Genomic DNA, 17958 nt, shown 5'->3' with positions numbered 1-17958 from the left:
GGCCCGAGCCGGGGAAGGTGTGACGGAATGGCCACGGGCGGTGCGCATTCGGCCGCCGCGTAAATGTGGTGAATATGTGGACGTCGCGTGGGAGCGGATCGCGCACCGGTCCGACGGGGCGCATGGGTGCGTGGCGACGCCCGCCGCGCGGCCGTCGGCGGGGGTGACGATCGCCACGTCCGCGCCGGTTGATCCGCGGACCCCGAGGTGTCCCGCCCGTGACGGCCGCACTCCGGCGCGGACCGCGAACACCCCAATCACCTCGTTTCGGGTCGTCAAGGCACAAGTCGCTTTCGGATCGTTATTGCTTCGATTCTTGACTGCGGAGCGTGATTGACGTTCACTTCAGCCGTTCACGGGCCGGTCAGGGACGGCCCCTTTGGAGGTACCTGAAATGCATGCAATACTGCGCCGTGTCGCCATGGGTGCAATGGCGCTTTCGCTCACAGCGCCCCTTGCGGCCTGCGGAAATGACGATGACGGCGCAGCGGTGGATAACCGGTCCATTGGACTGCTTCTGCCGGAGAACAATGCATCTCGTTATGAGGAATTCGACCGCCGTATTATTTCCTCGCGGGTCGCTTCCCTGTGCCTCGAATGCGAATTGGATTACCGCAACGCCAAGTCGGATGTGGCCACGCAGAAAAAGCAGTTCGACGCCTTGGTGAGCAAGGGCGTGCGGGTCATCATTCTCGATCCGGTGGACGCCGCCGCCAGTCGGAGCTGGGTGGACAAGGCCGCCAAGAAGGGCGTCAAGGTCGTCGCCTACGACCGGCTCGCCGAGGGCGATGTCGCAGCCTACGTGTCGTACGACAACGAGGAGATCGGCCGCCTCCAGGCCAAGGGCCTCGCCGCTGTCCTGGGCTCCCGCGCGGCCACCTCCGACGTCGTCATGATGAACGGCTCGCCGAGCGATCCGAACGCGCCGTCCTTCAAGAAGGGCGCGCACGAGATCCTCGACCGCAAGGTCCGCAAGATCATTTACGAGAAGGACATCCAGGACTGGTCCGCGGCGGAGGCCAAGAAGAAGATGACCGAGGTCATCGACGACCTCGGGCCGGCCGGTTTCGACGCGGTCTACTCGGCCAACGACGGCATGGCGGGCGGCATTGCCGAAGCGCTGGAGTCGGCCGGTATCGAAAATGTGCCGCTCGGCGGCCAGGACGCCGAACTCCCGGCCCTGCGGCGGCTGGTAAGCGGCAGTCAGACCTTCACCATCTACAAGGAGGTCAGGCCGGAAGCGCAAACCGCCGCGGAGATCGCCGTCCGTCTTCTCCAGGGGAAGAGCATCAAGTCCCTCACCCCGACGACTGCGGACAGCAAGAGCAAGTCCGGTATCCCCGCAAAGCTGTTCGAGGCGCAGATCGTGACCAGGAAGAATTTGGAGGACACGGTCGTGCGGGACGGAGTCGTGCGCACCGACTGGCTCTGCAAGGACCTCACGGCGGCCTGCAAGTCCCTCGGCCTGGAGTGACCGAAGCGGAGTGACCGGGGCAGCCTCCCCGCACGGGGGGAGACTGCCCCGGCACGGTGTGCGGCCGCCCGCCCCCGGTCCTCCGAAAAACTCCTGCGTGCTTCCGGCCGCGATGACGTAGCCTCCCCCTGCCCACCGCGGAGAGGACTGCCACGCTGATGTCGCACCATGACGTCGTACTCCAGGAGTTCACCATCGCCGGGCCCGAGGCGGGTCCCTACGCGCTGACCGCAGGCCCCGACGGCGCGCTGTGGTGCACGTTGGTGCACGGCGGAGGCATCGCCAGGGTCACCACCCAGGGCGAGGTCACGACACACGACCTGCCCGGGGTGCCGAGCGGCCCGACGATGATCACCGCAGGGCCCGACGACGCCCTGTGGTTCACCGAGTTCACGGCGCACCGGATCGGGCGCATCACCACCGCAGGTGAGATCCGGTCGTTCCCGCTGCCCGACGCGAAGGCCGGGCCCCTCGGCATCGCCGCCGGCGCCGACGGCGCGCTGTGGTTCACCCAGTCCGCGACCGACCGGATCGGCCGGATCACCACCGACGGGGAGATCAGCGAGTATCCGTTGCCCCTCCGTGGCGGCTTCCCCTCGGTCATGGCGCCCGGCCCCGACGGGGCGCTCTGGTTCACCGTCAACCAGGCCGGCGGGCGGATCGGCCGGATCACCGTGGACGGGGACCTCACCCTCCATCAGTTGCCCACCCCGGAGTGCGGCCCGGTCGGCATCGCGCCAGGACCGGACGGCGCGCTGTGGTGTGTGGAGATCGCCGCCGGCCGGATCGCGCGGATCGCCACCGACGGCACCATCGAGGAGTTCCCGCTCCCGGACGGGGCTTCCCGCCCGCACGCCATCGTCGCCGGCCCGGACGGTGCCCTGTGGTTCACCGAGTGGGGCGCAGGGCGGATCGGCAGGATCACCACAGACGGCCGGATCGACGGCTACGACCTGCCGGACCGCGCCTCGGAACCGCACGGCATCACCCTGGGCCCCGACGGCGCCCTGTGGGCCGCGCTGGAGACGGGGTCGCTGGTCCGTATCGACCTACCGGGAGTCCGGGGCGGCGACTGACGAGCACCTGACGGTAAATCATCGAGCTTTCCGCAGAAGGGAGTCCGGTCGCCGCCCGGACTCCCGCCGGGCGCCCCGCCCGCCTGGTAGCCCGTTGACTACCAGGTGTCGACGAACGGCCGGCGCTTGGCGGCTGCCACGGAGGGCGCTGCCGTATCGTGCCCGGCGAGCGCCGACACGATCCAACTCCGGGTCCCCGCAGGGTCGATGACCGCATCGATCTCCAGCGCCGCCGCCGCGTTCACCGCCTTGCCGTGCTCGTACAGCTCGGCCACCCGCGCCTCGAACGCCTGCCGGCGCTCCTCCGGATCCGCCACCGCCGCCAGTTCCTTGCGGTAGCCGAGCCGCACCGCTCCCTCCAGGCCCATGCCGCCCAGCTCGCCGCTCGGCCAGGACGCGGTGGCCAGTGGCGCCCGGGTGGAGCCGCCCATCATCGCCATCGCGCCCAGCCCGTACGCCTTGCGCAGGATCACCGACACCAGCGGCACGGACAGGTTGGCGCCGGTGACGAACAGCCGGGAGAAGTGCCGTACGGTCGCGGTGCGTTCGGCGTCCGGGCCGACCATGAACCCCGGGGTGTCGCACAGGGACAGCACCGGCAGGCCGAACGCGTCGCACAGCTGCAGGAAGCGTGCCGCCTTGTCCGCGGCGTCCCGGTCGACGGCGCCGCCGAGGTGCTCCGGATTGTTCGCGAGCAGCCCCATGGGCCGGCCCTCGATGCGCACCAGCGCCGTGACCACGCCGGCCCCGAAACCGGCCCGCAGCTCCAGCACCGAGCCGGTGTCCGCGAGTCCCTCGATCACCGTCCGGACCGGATACGCGCGCCGCCGGTTCTCCGGCACCGCATGGCGCAGCAGCCGCTGATCGGGCGCCTCCCAACTCGCGTGCACGCCCTGGAAGTACGAGAGATAGCGACGGGCGACGCGCACCGCCGCCGCCTCGTCCGGCACCGTCACATCCACCACGCCGTTGGGCACCTGGACGGAGAGCGGTCCCACCTCCTCCGGGCGGTAGGTGCCCAGCCCGCCGCCCTCGATCATCGCCGGGCCGCCCATGCCGATCGACGCCTCCGGAGTGGCGATCACCAGATCACAGCAGCCCAGCAGCGCCGCGTTGCCCGCGAAACAGCGCCCGGAGGCGATCCCCACCAGTGGCACCAGTCCACTCAGACGACCCATCTGCCGGAACGTCATCACATCCAGGCCGGCGACCGAAGCGGTGTCGGTGTCCCCGGGCCTGCCCCCGCCGCCCTCGGCGAACAGCACGACGGGCAGCCGGCGCTGCTCCGCCACGGTCAGCATCCGGTCGGTCTTGCGGTGGTTCTGGTGTCCCTGGGTCCCGGCCAGCACGGTGTAGTCGTAGGACATGGCCACACAGGGCGCACCGTTCACCGTCCCGGTGCCGGTGACCATGCCGTCGGCGGGAGTGGCGACGATCAGCTCCGCCAGCGGGCGCCGCTGTTTCTGCGCCGCCACCGCGAGCGCCCCGAACTCGGTGAAGCTCCCCTGATCGCACAGGTCGTCGATGTTCTCGCGGGCCGTCCGACGCCCCAGCGCACGGCGCTTGGCGACGGCCTCGGGCCGCTGGGCGTCCAGCCCGATCGCCTGCCGCCGGAGGGCCTCGGCCAGGTCGGGGCGTATCGCGTCCGGATCGGCCGCCTCCGCCGCCTGCTCCTCCCACGCATCCTCGTCCGACGGGGCCAGCTCCACCAGCGGCCGGCCCTCGTCGACGGTCTCGCCCACCGCTACTCCCACGGACAGCACCGTCCCGGCGGCCGGAGCGCGCACCACATGCTCCATCTTCATGGCCTCCAGGACGAGCAACTGCGATCCGGCCCGTACGGTCCGGCCGGCGGCTACCTCGACGCTGACGACCGTGCCGCTCATCGGCGCGACCACCTCGCCGGCGTCGGCATCCATCGGTGCATCAATCGTCAAGTCGCCCTCGGACACGACGAGTTCGGGCCACCGTTCCTCGACCCAGGAGGTGTGGATGCCGCCCGCCGTGAACGCCGGATGAGCCAGTATCGCGCGCAGCAGCGGAATTCCCGTCCGCACCCCCTCGACCGCGAACTCGCCCAGAGCCCGGTGGGCCCGCGCGCAGGCCGCCGCCACGTCCGGACCGGGCGCCCGCGCCACGACCTTCGCCAGCAGCGGGTCGTAGCGCGCGCCGATCTCCAGACCGGCGCGGGCCGCGGTGTCCACCCGGACGCCGGGGCCGGTGGGCACCTCGAAGCGGGTCAGGGTGCCGGTGGCCGGGCGCACCACCCCGCCCGCGCCCGTCACCTCCGCGTTCACCCGGGCCTGCACCGCGAAGGAGCGCGGCCGGGGCGGCGGTTCCGACAGCCCCAGCTCCGCCAGGGTCGCGCCGGCCGCCAGCCGCAACTGGGCATCGACCAGGTCCACGCCCGTCACCTCCTCCGTGACGGTGTGCTCCACCTGCAGCCGAGGGTTGGCCTCGATGAAATGGAACTCCGGGCCGTCCACGAGGAATTCGAAGGTCACCAGGCCGGTGCAGTCCGCCTCGCGTGCCATGCGCAGCGCGCACTTCAACAGTTCGTCCCGCACGGTCTCCGGCAGGTCCGGCGCGGGAGCGATCTCGATGAGCTTCTGGTGCCGGCGCTGCGCGCTGCAGTCCCGCTCCCACAGATGGGTCACCGCGCCCGTCGCGTCCCCCGCCGTCTGCACCTCGATGTGCCGGGCGCCGCACACCAGTTGCTCCACGTACAGCTCGCCCCGACCGAAGCCCTGCAAGGCTTCCGAACTACACCGTTCCCATGCCGCCTCCAGATCGCGCGGATCGTGCACCGCGCGCATGCCGCGCCCGCCGCCCCCGCCGAGCGCCTTGACCATCACCGCCGCGCCCTCGTCGAGTCCGGCGAGGAATTCCCGTGCCTGCGCCAGAGTCGTCGGGCCCTCCGTACCGGGCGCCACCGGGACTCCCAGCGATCGGGCGAGCGCGCGCGCCGCCACCTTGTCGCCGAACAGATCCAGCACCTCAGGGGAGGGGCCGACGAAGGTGAGTCCGGCCGCGGCGCCGGCTCGCGCGAAGTCGGCGTCCTCGCTCAGGAATCCGTAACCGGGGTGCACGAAGCCGCAGTTGGCCCGCAGCGCCGCGGCTATGACGGCTCCGGCGTCCAGATAAGCGGCGGGGCCGGAGCCGGGCAGCGGGTACGCCTCGTCGGCGAGCCGGACGGCGGCCGCGTCCGCGTCGTCCTCGGCATGCACCACGGCCGTCCGCCAACCGGCCCCGGCCGCGGCGCGCAGCACCCGTACGGCGATCTCCCCACGGTTGGCGACGAGTACGGCAGCTGGCCCCATGGACAACCTCCACGTTCCCGAACGGCCCGAGCAGGCCGAGAAGACGGCACGGTCATGCTCATTGACATTGGCGTCAACGTCAATAAGGTCGGGGCGTGGCACGCAGACAAGAGCCCTGGGCGACCCGCACCGCACGCGACCGCACCGAGACGGTGGTCCGCGGCCGGCTGTTGGACGCCGCGGAGACGGTCTTCGCGCGACGCGGCTACGGCCCCGCCACGATCGCCGACATCGCCGCCGAGGCGGACCTGTCCCGGGCGAGCTTCTACGTCTACTTCGCGTCCAAGGAGGAGATCTTCCGCGTCCTCGCGGTGCGCGTACGGGACGCGTTCCTCGCCGCACAGGACGTCCCCGGAACCGACCCGGAGGACGTGCGCGCCGTCGCCGCGGCCTCCACCGCCGCCTTCATCGCCGCATACGCCCGACACCTGCCCCTGCTGCGGCTGTTGGAGCAGCAGGCCCAGGCGGACGCCGAGGTGCGCGCGTTGTGGGAGGAGATCACCGAACGGCCCGTGCACCGCACCGCCCGCTACATCCGCCGGATGACCGCCGCGGGGGCGCTCGCCCCGGTCGCCGCCCCGCTCGCGGTCGCCCGCGCGGTCGGCGGGATGAGCGTCCAGTTCGCCCGGCAGGTGGCCGCCGCTCCCGGCGAATTGAACGCCGCCGTCCGCGATGTCACCGCCATGTATCTGCACCTGCTCGGAATCGACGCGATACCGAAGGAGTAGCCGTGAGCCGCCGCACCCGCATCGAGGAGCACCTGCACGATCTGCGCGCCCGCCAGGCCCGCGCCCGGGAGATCCGCCGGCTGGGCACCGTCCCCGACCCGGCCGGCCCGGCGACCGTACCCGGCCTCGTCCACCACTGGGCGCGCACCGACCCCGGCCGCGCCGCCCTGGTCTTCGCCGGCGGCCCGTACGGCGAGGAGATCTACAGCTACGGAGCTCTCGACGACGCGGCCGACCGGCTGGCGGGCGCGCTCGATGCCCGCGGCGTCCGCCCCGGCGACCGCGTCGGCGTGCACCTCCCCAACTGCCCGCAGTTCCTGCTCTCGATGCTCGCCGTGCTCCGCCTCGGCGCCGTCCACGTGCCGGTCAACCCGATGTTCAAGACCGACGAACTGCGCCACGAACTGGCCGACTCCGGCGCCGTGCTGGTCATCACCGCAGCCGATCTCGCGCCCGCGCTCGACGACGCCCGCACCGGCACCGCCGTACGGGACATCCTCGTCACCCACACCGACGACTGGCACTCCGCACTCGCGCACGCCCCGCTCGGCCGCATCGCCGATGATCCGGACGCGCTCGCCGCCCTCAACTACACCGGCGGCACCACGGGCATGCCCAAGGGCTGCGAACACACCCAGCGCCACATGGTCTACACCGCGAACGCCATCGAGGCGGGCCGCGCACCCGACGAGCGCGTCCGGCCCCTGGTCTCGCTCTGCTTCCTGCCGGTCTTCTGGATAGCGGGGGAGAACCTCGGCATCCTCGCCCCGCTCGTCTCCGGCGGCACCGGCGTGCTGCTGCCCCGCTGGGAGCCCGCCGTGGTCCTGGCGGCCGTCGAGCGGCACCGCGTCACCACCATGGCCGGCACCGTCGAGAACTACCTCGAACTCCTCGACCATCCCGACCTGCCGCGCCGCGACCTGTCCACCCTCACCGCGCCGCTCACGGTCTCCTTCATCCGCAAGCTCACCCCGGAGATCCGCCGGCGGTGGCGCGCAGCGGCGGGCGGCGTGCTGCGCGAGGCGTCGTACGGCATGACCGAGACGCACACCAGCGACACCCACACCCTCGGCTTCCAGGACGACGACCACGACCTGACCACCGCGCCGGTCTTCTGCGGTCTGCCGGTTCCGGGCACGGACATCCTCGTCGTGGACTTCGTGACCGGCGAACCGCTGCCGCTCGGCGAGCGCGGCGAGATCATCGTCCGGGGCCCGTCCGTCCTCACCCGCTACTGGTCCGCCCCCGATGCCACCGCCCGTGCACTGCGCGGCGGCTGGCTGCACACCGGCGACATCGGAAGCCTGGACGCCGACGGCGCGCTGCACTACCACGGCCGCGACAAGGACATGATCAAGGTCAGCGGGATGAGCGTGTTCCCCACCGAGGTCGAAACGCTCCTCGGCCGGCACCCCGAGGTGCGCGCCGCGGCCGTCGTCGCCGTCGAGGACGAACGCCGCGGCCAGCGCCCGTACGCCTACGTGTGCACCGTCCCCGGCAGCCGGCTCACCGCCGACACCCTGCGGGACTGGGCGAGCGGCACCATGGCGAGCTACAAACTGCCGCACGTCGAGCTCGTCGACGCGCTGCCGACGACCGCCACCGGAAAGATCAGGAAGACCGAACTGGCCGCCCGAGCCAGTCGTACGCGGCCCGCGCCGTGAACTCGCCCTGACCACCCTCGAACAGCAGCCCCGCGCTCGCGAACGCCGGGTCCCGCACCGTCGCCGCCACATACGGGACCGCGATGCACCGCATCCCCGCCCGGTGCGCCGCCAGCGCACCGGGCGGTGCGTCCTCCAGCACCACGCAGTCCGCCGGTGCGACACCCATCCGACGGGCGGCCTCCAGGAACACATCGGGCTCCGGCTTGCCGTGCGCGACCTCCTCGGCCGACACCAGCGTGGTCAGCAGCGCGTCGAGCCCCGTACCGGCGAGCACCGCCTCGATGGCGGCCCGGGAGGACCCCGAGGCGACCGCCATCGGGTGTCCCGCAGCGTGCAGCCGCTCCACCAGGACCCGCATCTCCGGGAAGACCTCGGTGTGGGCCCGGGCCAGCTCCAGGTAGGCCCGGTTCTTGCCCGCGAGCAACTCGTCGAGCGGCGCGTCGATGCCGAACTCCCGGGCGAGGACCTCCAGCGTCTCGCGGGTGCCGATACCGATGAAGCGGGTGTGCTGCTCCCAGCTGAAGTCGGTCACCCCGTACCCGGCCAGCAGCCGGCGGCCCGCCTCGTAGTAGTTCGGCTCGCTGTCCACCAGGGTGCCGTCGAGGTCGAAGATCACCGGTGTGGGCGGGACGGGCGTGGCGGGTGCGACCGGGGAGGCGGGGGAAATGCTCATGCCCTCCAGCATGCCAAGGACCCGCTCACCGCTGTTGCGCGGTGCCGCCCACGTCGTCGACCAGCGGCAGCATCCGGTGCGGCACGCGCTCGCGCAGGGCCACCTCCGTACGGGTCCGCACCACACCCGGCAGGCTGATCAGCCGCTGGATCAGGTCCTCCAGATGCGCCGCGTCCCGCGCCACGACCCGGGCGAGCAGATCCCCGCCGCCGGTCGTCGAGAACGCCTCGATGATCTGCGGCACCTCCGCCAGCGCGTCGGCCATCTCCTCCAGATGGCCCTGCGTCACCTCGATGTGCACAAAGGCCAGGACGGGATGGCCGAGGGCCGCGGGCGACAGCCGCGGGCTGTAGGCAGTGATCACGCCGTCCCGCTCCAGCCGGTCCAGCCGCGCCTGGACGGTGCCCCGGGCGACACCGAGGAGGCGTGCGTACTCCCGCACGCTGGTGCGCGGCTGATCCAGCAGCAGCCGGAGAATCTTCGCGTCGAGGGCGTCCACGGCCATGACCCGGCGGCCTCCTCCCGATCGGCGAATCCGCTGCTCACTGTACCAATGGCACATCATGTGACGGCTGCCGTGAGCCACCGGTCGTGCCCGTCGCGCGGAGGCGACGCCCCCAGACGCGGTCGTCGTGGCGATCGCCGGGGGAGGGGCGGCGCGGCGGCGGTGGCGCGCTCGGGTGACACGGGAAGGGCGGCGGGCCGCGGTGCCTCGAACGGCCGGTGCGGAGCGGATCGGCCCCGTCAGGTCCGGGCCGTGCCGCACGGCGGGCGATGCGGTAGATGCGGCCGGACGCACCGGCCGTCCAGGTGATTCATACGGATATGTGGCCACGCGGGTGTAGCGCGCAGCAGGTGACGGCAAGAATAACTGCGCTCTGCCGCGCCACGCCCGCAGGTTTCCTGTCCTGGCGGGCGCCGAAGCCCTTGCGGGCCGGGCGCATCACGAAGCAACTGACGGACCGTGAAGGTGGCGCACGGTCCTCGCGCGATGCTCTGCGCCGCGCGAGGGTCCGGGCGCCCTGCCGAGGGACGTGGCGTGCACGCGACTTCGGCCAGGGCGGGCGCTCGTGCCTCCTCCAGGTCCGCTCACCCCCACTGCCGGCCCACCCCCACAAGAGGTCCCGAGTTGAAGCACACGAGCGTACCCACGCGTCAATCCGTCATCATCGGTACAGGTGTGGCGGCTGTGATCACTGCCGCCTTCACCCTGCAGAGTGCCCACGCCACTCCGCCTCCCGCCCCCGACCCATCGTCGGCCACCGCGGCCGCCCAGCGCGCCAAGGCCATCGGCACCACCCTCGGCGCCGACCACGCGGGCTCCTACTACGACGCCACCCGCCACAAGCTGGTGGTCAACGTCACCAACGAGAAGGCCGCGGGCAAGGCCCGCGCGGCCGGCGCCGAGGCGAAGGTCGTCAAGCACTCCCTCGCCTCGCTCGAGCAGGCCCAGGCGACCCTGAAGCAGAAGGCGGCGGTCCCCGGCACGTCCTGGGCGATGGACCCGAGAACGAACAAGGTGGTCATCGTCGTCGATCGCACGGTCAAGGGCGCCAACCTGGCGAAGCTCACCAAGGTCGCCTCCTCCCTTGGGGACCGGACCGCCATCAAGAAGTCGACCGGCACCATCCAGCCGCTGATCGCCGGTGGCGACGCCATCTGGGGCGGCGGCGCGCGCTGCTCCCTCGGATTCAACGTCACCAAGGGCGGCGAGGCGTACTTCCTGACCGCCGGGCACTGCACCAACGAGTCGCGCACCTGGGCGGCCACCCAGGGCGGCGGCGAGATCGCCGCGACGGAATCCAGCAGATTCCCCGGGGACGACTACGGGATCGTGAAGTTCACCGCCAACACCTCGCACCCCAGCGAGGTGAACCTCTACAACGGCGGCACGCAGCCCATCGCGAGGGCGGGCGAGGCGATCGTGGGCCAGATGGTGCAGCGCAGCGGCAGCACCACCCAGGTGCACGCCGGCAACGTCACCGCGCTCAACGCGACCGTCAACTACCAGCAGGGCACCGTCGACGGACTCATCCAGACCAGCGTCTGCGCCGAGCCCGGCGACAGCGGCGGCCCCCTCTTCGAGGGCGACACCGCACTGGGCCTGACCTCGGGAGGCAGCGGCAACTGCTCCAGCGGCGGCGAGACCTTCTACCAGCCGGTGCCCGAGGTCCTGGAGAAGACCGGGGCGCAGATCGGCTGACCCGCGCGGCAGGCCGGCGGCGCAGACCCGCTGCTACGCCGCCTGCCGCCGTCCCACCGCCGCCCGCGGCGGTGGTCCGTTGGCCTTCCCTTGGCACAACCCGCGAGGATGTGGCTGTACCAATGGCACAGCGATCCGGGCGTCCCTTGAGCCAAGGGACGCCCGGATGGTCTGATGTTCCCGTCGATGGCGCTGCGGATCCCCGCGGCGCCTTTTTCATGCGGAAGCAAGGGGGCGCGGAGGCCGTGCTGAAGAGGATGTTCGTGGCGCCGGATCCGGGGCGGCTGCGGCTGCGCAGCTCGGCCCGCGCCGTGCTGGGCATCGCACTGGCCGTGACCGTCTCGGGTCTCGCCGCCCACTCGCTCGTGGCGGCGATCGCCGGCGGACTCTCCGCGCTGCTCGCGCTCTTCACGGTCACCGACGCCACCGTCCGGGGACAGGCGGTCACCACCGCACTGCTGCCCGCCGTCGGCTTCCCGGTGCTCGCACTCGCGACCGTCCTGCACGCGCACCCGCTGCTTCGGGATGCCGCGTTCCTCGCCGTGGTGTGCGCCGGCGTGTACGCGCGCCGCTGGGGCCCTCGGGGGCACGCCCTGGGCGTGTTCGCGTTCATGACTTTCTTCATGGCGCAGTTCCTCCAGCCCGCGCCCGACCAGCTGCCCGAGCTCTACGCCGCCGTGGCGCTGTCGCTGATCGCCTCCTCCGCCGTCCGCTTCGGCGTCTGGTGCTACGAACGTCGTCTGCCGCCGCCCGCCGTCCCCGCTCCGCACCCCGCCCGCGGTCTTGCACGCACCACCACCCGCCAGGCGATCCAGGCGACCGTCGCTTGTGCCTTCGCGCTGGCAGTCGGCCAGATGCTGTCCGAGGACCGCTGGTACTGGGCCGTCGGCACCGTCTGGTGGATCTTCGTGAACACCGCCTCCCGCGGCGAGACCCTGGTCCGCGGCTTCCGCCGGGTCCTCGGCACGGTCGCCGGTATCGCCGCCGGGCTGCTGATCGCGATCCCGCTGCACAGCGCGCCGGCACCGACGGCCGCAATCGTCGCGGTCTGCGTCTTCGGGATCTTCTACACGGCCGCCGTCTCGTACTCCTGGATGATGTTCTTCGTCACCGTCATGGCGGGCCTGCTCTACGGCCTGCTCGGTGTGCTGCACCCCGGCCTGCTCGCGCTCCGCTTCGAGGAGACGGCCGTCGGCGCGCTCGGTGCCGCGCTCGCCGTCGCCCTCGTCCTGCCGATCACCACGCACGCCGCTACCGACGCCTGGATCCAGCGCGCCGTGCACTGCGTACGGGACTGCACCGCCGCCTCCGCCCGCCGGCTGGCCGGGGACGCGGCCGCCGACCCGTCTCCGCACGTCGCCGAACTCGAACTGCTGCTGGGCCGGGTCCGGCTCTCCCTGGTCCCGCTGCTGCACCCGCTCAACCCGCTGCGGCACCGCAAGGCGCGTGCCCGCCAGGTCATGAGCTGCCTCGACGACTGTGCCGCGCAGGTCAGGGGACTCGCCGAGGTCGCGGCCGACCCGGCCGCCTCGCACGACGCCCGGCTGACCGCCGCCTGCCAGCGCGTCGAGGCCGTCGTCGGCGCCCTCTTCGCGCCGGGAGCGGAGCCCGCGGCGACGCCCACCGCGCTCGCACCCGCTCCGCACCACCACCCCGGCGCCGAGCGCGCCCTGGCCCATCTGCACAGCCTGGAATCCGCGCTCACCGCTCTCGCCCACCCGGTCCGCAGCTCCCCGCGGGCACCCTTCGCGGCCTCCTGAGGCAGGCGCCGACACGCCCCTTGCACACGGGTGTCAGCCATCGCCCGAGGAGCCCCGCTCCCGGCTGTTAGCGTCGCCCGAGCAGCTCAACCGGCAGCGGGCGAAGGGCGGACCTGGTGGGGACGACGGACAGTGGCCGACGGGCGTACATCGGATCGTTCACGACGGCCGGCGGCCGCGGCGTCACCGCCGCGGCCGTCGACCCGAAGTCCGGTGCGCTGACCGCGCTGCGCTCCACCGACGCCGTTCCCAACCCCTCCTACCTGGTGCCGAGCCCCGACGGCAGATACCTCTACGCGGTCAGCGAGACCGTCGACGGAGCGGCCGCCGCGTTCGCCCTCACCCCCGAAGGACCGGCGCTGCTCGCTCCGGCCACCGCCGTGGACGGCGCCGACCCCACCCACCTCACCCTCGGCGCGGGGCACCTGGTCACCGCCAACTACAGCTCCGGCAGCGTCAGCACGGTGCCACTGCGGGCGGACGGCACGCTCGGCGACCGCGCCACCGTCCTCCGGCACGAAGGAAGCGGGCCGCGGACCGACCGTCAGGAGGGCCCGCACGCGCACGCGGTGCTGGCCGACCCCACCGGCCGCTGGGTGCTGAGCGTCGACCTCGGCACCGACTCGGTCCGGGTCTGCGCCCTCGACCCCGTGACGGGAGCGCTGACCGTGCGCGAGGAGGTCCCGCTGCGCCCGGGGAGCGGCCCGCGTCACCTCGCCTTCCACCCGCGCGGCACCCGCGCCTACGTCGTCAACGAGCTCGACCCGACGGTCACGGTCTGCCGCTGGGACGCCGGCCGGGGCTCACTCACCCCACTGAAGGAGACCTGGCTTCTGCCCGACGGGGCCTCGGCCGTCGGCACCTACCCCTCGGAGTTGGTCGTCTCCCCGGACGGCCGGTTCCTCTGGGTCGCCAATCGGGGGCACGACAGCATCTCCGTGCTCGCTCTCGGAGCGTCCGGGGACACCGCCACCCTCGTCACCACGGTGCCGTGCGGCGGCCACTGGCCGCGCGACCTTGCTCTGCACCCCGGCGGCCGGCATCTGTACGTCGCCAACGAGCGCTCCGGCGACGTCAGTTGGTTCACCGTCGACCGGGAGACCGGCATCCCGGCCCCGGCCGGATCCGTGACGGCCCCCGCCGCGTCCTGCGTGGTGTTCACCTGACCCGCCCCGCCCGGGGGTTCCCCACCGGCGGCCCAGGAGCCCCGCACGATCTCACGACTGCGGAAAGCGGCCCCCGAAGTAGACCTGGGTCTCGGTGACCTGGCACCCGCGCACCGTCAGCACCTCGACATTGCGGTGACGCACGCCGGTCGTGAGCTCGTACTCGTAGCGGACGAAGACGGTTTCGACGCCGGCGACACCGTCGACACTGTTGCCGGACGGGACGACGTCGAGCAGTTCCTGGGAGCGCAGACGGTCCGCGGTGGGGAAACACCGTTCGAGGAACGCCGCCTTGTCGATGTGGTCGTCCTGCGGACTGGTGAAGACGAAATCCTCGGCCAGCAGGCGCTCCATCGCCGCACGGTCCTGGGCGACGTAGGCGGCGAAACAGGCGCGGACGATGTCGGCGCTGGACGACATGGCGTGTCCTCTCGTAGGGCTGATGTGCCGCGTACGGAACGCTGTGCGCGTGCGGCCCGGTCTTCACCGTCGACTCCGGCCGGCAGGGGAACTCATCGGTCCGTTCGGCACGTGGGGCGCAACCACCCTGGGGGCGCCGCACACGGGCGCGCGGACCTCCGGGCACATTCACCCCGTCCCCGACTCTCCCGAGGCGGCAGAGGGGCGTATGTGCCGCTCAGGGTATCGAGCGAGCCGGCCGCCGCCGGTGAACACGCAAGGGCCGCCCCCGCGCGGTCGGCGCGAGGACGGCCCTTGCTCGTGTGCGTTCGCTCCCGAGTCCTAGCGGGCGGGTGCCGCCTGGCCGGGCGGCTGCAGCGTGATGCCCAGCGCCGCCGCGTAGTTCGACAGCACCAGCCGGCCCACCGTGCCGTACGCCCCCAGCGGCTCCGCCGCGGCGCAGCCCGCCTCCGCCGCGGCCGCCCCCACAAGGCCGTCGGCGATCTCAGGGCCGATCAGGTACGGGGCCAGCGCCAGCTGCTGCGAACCGGAGCCGCGCAGCTGCTCCGCCGTACGCGAGATGGCGCCCTCCTCGTCCAGGGCGGCGGCCAGCACCGGCACGGCGAGCCGCGCCGAGAGCAGCATGCCGGTGATCCCGGCGGCTTGCACGGCCTCGTCGCCGCCGACGGTGGCCAGGATGATGCCGTCCGCCGCCGTGGCGACGGTGAACAGCCGCGCGCGGTCGGCGCGCGCCAGACCGGCCTCGGAGAGCCGGACGTGCAGCGCCTCGGCGAGCAGCGGGTGCGGGCCGAGCACGTCGGTCAGCTCGGCGCCGGAGCCGCTGTTCATCATGGCCTGGCGTATCCGACGCAGCAGGGCGCTGTCCGGGCCGGCCAGCAGCGGTACGACCACCGCGGCGGGGCCGGGGTCCGCCGGCTGTCCGTCGTGGCCGATCCGCGCCCGCTGCTCGGCGGCGGCGCGGGAGAGCACCGCCTCCAGCGACGGGAACTCCTCGTCGCCACCGTCGACGTAGCCGATCCGGGCGTCGAGGCCGGGCAGCTCGGAGCGGGCGATGCTGGAGACCTCCTCCGCCAGACTGCGCGTCGCGGCGGAGGGGGTGCCGGGTACGGCCAGCACCAGGGCGGGTGCGCCCTCGGGTGCGGCGAGGGGTTCCGGCTTGCGGTGACGGCCGGACTGCCGCGCGCGCGGCATCCGTACAGGCAGACCGGGTGCGGCTCCCGGGCTCGGGGAATCGGCGTCAAAATGGGGCGTGCCAGGTGCGGGCCCAGTGGGGGAACTCATGGCGCCGCATGCTAATGCCTCCGACCACCCCGGCGCCGAGGGAGGGTTCCGTCGAGCGGTATCCGTCCCGATTTATCCCGCGCGTCACGGTGGCACGTTCACCCCACAGGGCATGTGATCTGCAACAACCTCGCGTCCGCGGGCAAAATGAGCCGTCCGCCCGCCAGCGCGGAGGCGATGACCAGGGCCCCGTCGAGCGGGCTGCCCGCCGCCTCCTCACGGACGGCTTCCGGAAGTCGCTCGGCGAGCGCCGTACGCAGCGGGGAGAGCAGCACTTCCCCCATGCGGAACAGACCACCCGTGAGCGCCACCGTGCTCGGACCGGGCGGGCAGACCGCGGCCGCCGCGTCCGCGACATGGCGTGCGGCGTCGCCCACGATGCTCTCGGCCACCGCGTCCCCCTCGGCGGCGCACCCGGCCACCTCGGGGGCGAAGGAAGCCAGTACGGCCGGCCGGTCGGACCGCGGATAGAGCCGGCCCGGCAGCCCGGTGACCGGACCGAACAGCGCCTGCGCACGAGCCAGCAGGAGGCCGGAACCGCCCGGCCGGCCGTCGTGGGCGCGCATCGCCGCCTCCAGCCCGGCACGACCGATCCAGGCGCCGCTGCCGCAGTCGCCCAGGAGGTGCCCCCAGCCGTCGGCGCGGCGCCAGCCGCCCGCCGGAGTCAGGTCCGTGCCCATCGCGATCATGCCGGTGCCCGCGGCGACCACGGCCCCCGGCCGCTGACCCAGCGCGCCCGCGTACGCGGTGACGGCGTCCGCCGCCAGGGCGAGATGCCGTACGTCGAACGCGGCGGCCAGTGCGCCCGGCAGCCGGGCGCGCAGATCGTCGCCCAGCGTGGCCATCCCGGCCGCGCCCACGCAGACCGCGGCCACTTCACCCCCACCCGCCGTGCGCCTCAACTCCTCGACGACGGGGAGGAGTTGCTCCAGCAGGTGTCCGGCGTCGATGCCCGTAGGGCCGGTGCGGACCGGCTGGTCACAGGCCCGCGTGGCCACCGGCCGGGCATCGGGGTCGTCGGCGCGGGCGACGGCGAAGCGCAGCCCGGAGCCGCCCGAGTCGACGCCCACGACGAGGCGGCCGCGGCCTGCGGGCTCACCCGAGGCCGCGGGCATCCTGCTTCAGGGCGGTGTCGACGGTCAGCGCCGTGGCGACAACCAGACTCAACAGGGGGTCGGGCAGCTGCCGGTGGATCTGCAGCACGTAGTTGTCCGCGGTGGTGAACATCGTCTTCGCCAGGCCCTCCCAGGTCTTGGTGATGCGGGCGACCTCGGCGTCGGTGTGGTCCACGATCGCGAAGTTCCAGGCGCGCCAGTTCTCCGCCTTGATGGCGCCGATCTGCTGGCCGTTGACCATGATCGCAAAGTTGATCTTGCCGATGGCGTTCTGCTGCACGATCTCGCCCACCGGCTGACCGTCCGGCCGCTCCACGATCACCTTCGACTTGATGATCTTCGCGGGCCGGGTCAGCACCAGCTGAGGCTGACCGTAGGCGTCCCGGATCTCCAGCTTGTGGGTCATGTACTGATCGAGGCTCGAGACCACGCGCAGCACCTTCTTCGCGGTGCTCTGGCCGACCTGCACGACCGCGCCGAGGGCGTTGCCGTGCTGGTCGAAGACGCCGTACTCGTTGGTGACCTCGATGAGCTTGGCCTTCTGGTTCACCACCAGCACCGGCTCGGTGAACAGGCTGCCGCCCCCCGGACCTCCGGGAGCCGCCCCGGCAGGAGGCTGCTGCGCCTGCTGCGGCACACCGGCCGGAGGCATGCCGGGCTGCCCCGTCATCTGCTGGGGATACGGCTGCTGCGCGGACTGACCGGGCGCCTGTTGGGGGTAGCCGTAGCCCTGCTGGCCGTACGGCATACCGCCCTGCTGCGGGGCCTGCGCCGGCTGCTGCTGGGGCGCGTACTGCGGGGACATCTGCTGCGGCGCCTGCTGCTGCGCGTACTGCTGCTGCGCGTACTGCTGGGGGGCCTGCTGCTGAGGTGCGGATTGCTGCGGGGCGGGTTGTTGCTGGGGCGCCTGCTGGGGCGCCTGGTTCGGGGCGGGCGAGGGTGCCTGCTGCCCCGGGTGGGTGTGCTCGGTCCACCGTGCCCCGTCCCACCAGCGCAACTGGTGGGGGGTGCCCTGAGGGTCGGCGTACCAACCCGCAGGGATGTTCGCTTGTGTCATGCCGGAACACTATCTCCC

Annotated in this window: 14 protein-coding genes; 7 read left to right on the top strand and 7 right to left on the bottom strand. The window is 72.5% G+C overall.

Going from position 1 to position 17958, the window contains the following annotated elements; genetic code table 11:
* The first annotated feature begins 394 nt into the window (after window positions 1-394).
* Window positions 395-1474, top strand: a complete 1080-nt coding sequence (locus ACGFZW_RS03700; RefSeq protein WP_393891378.1) for a sugar ABC transporter substrate-binding protein — start codon at window positions 395-397, stop codon at window positions 1472-1474.
* A 158-nt stretch (window positions 1475-1632) separates the two neighbouring features.
* On the top strand, window positions 1633-2550 hold the full coding sequence (locus ACGFZW_RS03695; protein WP_393891377.1) for a virginiamycin B lyase: 918 nt from the start codon (window positions 1633-1635) through the stop codon (window positions 2548-2550).
* Between the two features lie 98 nt (window positions 2551-2648).
* On the opposite strand, the gene ACGFZW_RS03690 is transcribed toward ACGFZW_RS03695, so the two are convergent.
* The gene (locus ACGFZW_RS03690; RefSeq protein WP_393891376.1) at window positions 2649-5870 is read right to left on the bottom strand and encodes a carboxyl transferase domain-containing protein; all 3222 of its coding nucleotides are present in this window, start codon (window positions 5868-5870) and stop codon (window positions 2649-2651) included.
* A 95-nt stretch (window positions 5871-5965) separates the two neighbouring features.
* On the opposite strand from ACGFZW_RS03690, the gene ACGFZW_RS03685 reads away from it, so the two are divergent.
* Window positions 5966-6598: a TetR/AcrR family transcriptional regulator gene (locus tag ACGFZW_RS03685; RefSeq protein WP_393891375.1), complete on the top strand. Its 633-nt coding sequence runs from the start codon at window positions 5966-5968 to the stop codon at window positions 6596-6598.
* Between the two features lie 2 nt (window positions 6599-6600).
* Window positions 6601-8262 carry an AMP-binding protein gene (locus ACGFZW_RS03680; protein ID WP_393891374.1) on the top strand — a complete coding sequence of 554 codons (1662 nt, stop codon included), beginning with the start codon at window positions 6601-6603 and terminating at the stop codon, window positions 8260-8262.
* Here the strand turns inward: ACGFZW_RS03680 and ACGFZW_RS03675 are convergent.
* Together ACGFZW_RS03675 and ACGFZW_RS03670 are read right to left on the bottom strand one after the other, a co-directional pair.
* The gene (locus ACGFZW_RS03675; protein WP_393891373.1) at window positions 8210-8938 is read right to left on the bottom strand and encodes an HAD family hydrolase; all 729 of its coding nucleotides are present in this window, start codon (window positions 8936-8938) and stop codon (window positions 8210-8212) included. The two genes, ACGFZW_RS03680 and ACGFZW_RS03675, sit on opposite strands and share 53 nt — an antisense overlap.
* A gap of 25 nt (window positions 8939-8963) precedes the next feature.
* Complete coding sequence (locus ACGFZW_RS03670) at window positions 8964-9443, bottom strand: Lrp/AsnC family transcriptional regulator (RefSeq protein WP_393891372.1); 480 nt, start codon at window positions 9441-9443, stop codon at window positions 8964-8966.
* 624 nt (window positions 9444-10067) lie between these two features.
* On the opposite strand from ACGFZW_RS03670, the gene ACGFZW_RS03665 reads away from it, so the two are divergent.
* From ACGFZW_RS03665 to ACGFZW_RS03655, 3 genes are all read left to right on the top strand, one after another.
* The gene (locus ACGFZW_RS03665) at window positions 10068-11141 is read left to right on the top strand and encodes a S1 family peptidase (RefSeq protein ID WP_393891371.1); all 1074 of its coding nucleotides are present in this window, start codon (window positions 10068-10070) and stop codon (window positions 11139-11141) included.
* A 257-nt stretch (window positions 11142-11398) separates the two neighbouring features.
* Entirely contained in the window at window positions 11399-12901 is a 1503-nt protein-coding gene (locus tag ACGFZW_RS03660) for an FUSC family protein (protein WP_393891807.1), read from the top strand.
* Between the two features lie 116 nt (window positions 12902-13017).
* On the top strand, window positions 13018-14067 hold the full coding sequence (locus tag ACGFZW_RS03655; protein WP_393891370.1) for a lactonase family protein: 1050 nt from the start codon (window positions 13018-13020) through the stop codon (window positions 14065-14067).
* 51 nt (window positions 14068-14118) lie between these two features.
* Here the strand turns inward: ACGFZW_RS03655 and ACGFZW_RS03650 are convergent, their stop codons facing one another.
* From ACGFZW_RS03650 to ACGFZW_RS03635, 4 genes are all read right to left on the bottom strand, one after another.
* Window positions 14119-14487, bottom strand: a complete 369-nt coding sequence (locus ACGFZW_RS03650) for a nuclear transport factor 2 family protein (protein ID WP_393891369.1) — start codon at window positions 14485-14487, stop codon at window positions 14119-14121.
* 321 nt (window positions 14488-14808) lie between these two features.
* A complete protein-coding gene (locus ACGFZW_RS03645) occupies window positions 14809-15768 on the bottom strand; it encodes a sirohydrochlorin chelatase (protein WP_393891368.1) in 960 nt (319 codons plus the stop codon).
* Between the two features lie 98 nt (window positions 15769-15866).
* On the bottom strand, window positions 15867-16883 hold the full coding sequence (locus ACGFZW_RS03640) for an N-acetylglucosamine kinase (protein ID WP_393891367.1): 1017 nt from the start codon (window positions 16881-16883) through the stop codon (window positions 15867-15869).
* Window positions 16864-17940, bottom strand: a complete 1077-nt coding sequence (locus ACGFZW_RS03635) for a phospholipid scramblase-related protein (RefSeq protein ID WP_393891366.1) — start codon at window positions 17938-17940, stop codon at window positions 16864-16866. The genes ACGFZW_RS03640 and ACGFZW_RS03635 overlap by 20 nt, the downstream gene beginning before the upstream one ends.
* Between the last annotated feature and the right edge of the window lie 18 nt (window positions 17941-17958).

Origin of the sequence: Streptomyces sp. NPDC048248, from assembly GCF_043201875.1 — a bacterium.
Classification (GTDB): Bacteria; Actinomycetota; Actinomycetes; order Streptomycetales; family Streptomycetaceae; genus Streptomyces.
The sequence above is the reverse complement of the archived record's forward strand: the minus strand, read 5'-3'. Positions and strand labels throughout refer to the sequence as shown.

What these genes read in the sequence shown, in the direction of transcription:
- ACGFZW_RS03675 (WP_393891373.1), bottom strand. Translation starts at nt 8,938, where the DNA reads ATGAGCATTTCCCCCGCCTCCCCGGTCGCACCCGCCACGCCCGTCCCG.
- ACGFZW_RS03645 (WP_393891368.1), bottom strand. Translation starts at nt 15,768, where the DNA reads ATGAGTTCCCCCACTGGGCCCGCACCTGGCACGCCCCATTTTGACGCC.
- ACGFZW_RS03695 (WP_393891377.1), top strand. Translation starts at nt 1,633, where the DNA reads ATGTCGCACCATGACGTCGTACTCCAGGAGTTCACCATCGCCGGGCCC.
- ACGFZW_RS03650 (WP_393891369.1), bottom strand. Translation starts at nt 14,487, where the DNA reads ATGTCGTCCAGCGCCGACATCGTCCGCGCCTGTTTCGCCGCCTACGTC.
- ACGFZW_RS03660 (WP_393891807.1), top strand. Translation starts at nt 11,399, where the DNA reads ATGTTCGTGGCGCCGGATCCGGGGCGGCTGCGGCTGCGCAGCTCGGCC.
- ACGFZW_RS03690 (WP_393891376.1), bottom strand. Translation starts at nt 5,870, where the DNA reads ATGGGGCCAGCTGCCGTACTCGTCGCCAACCGTGGGGAGATCGCCGTA.
- ACGFZW_RS03635 (WP_393891366.1), bottom strand. Translation starts at nt 17,940, where the DNA reads ATGACACAAGCGAACATCCCTGCGGGTTGGTACGCCGACCCTCAGGGC.
- ACGFZW_RS03670 (WP_393891372.1), bottom strand. Translation starts at nt 9,443, where the DNA reads ATGGCCGTGGACGCCCTCGACGCGAAGATTCTCCGGCTGCTGCTGGAT.
- ACGFZW_RS03700 (WP_393891378.1), top strand. Translation starts at nt 395, where the DNA reads ATGCATGCAATACTGCGCCGTGTCGCCATGGGTGCAATGGCGCTTTCG.
- ACGFZW_RS03640 (WP_393891367.1), bottom strand. Translation starts at nt 16,883, where the DNA reads ATGCCCGCGGCCTCGGGTGAGCCCGCAGGCCGCGGCCGCCTCGTCGTG.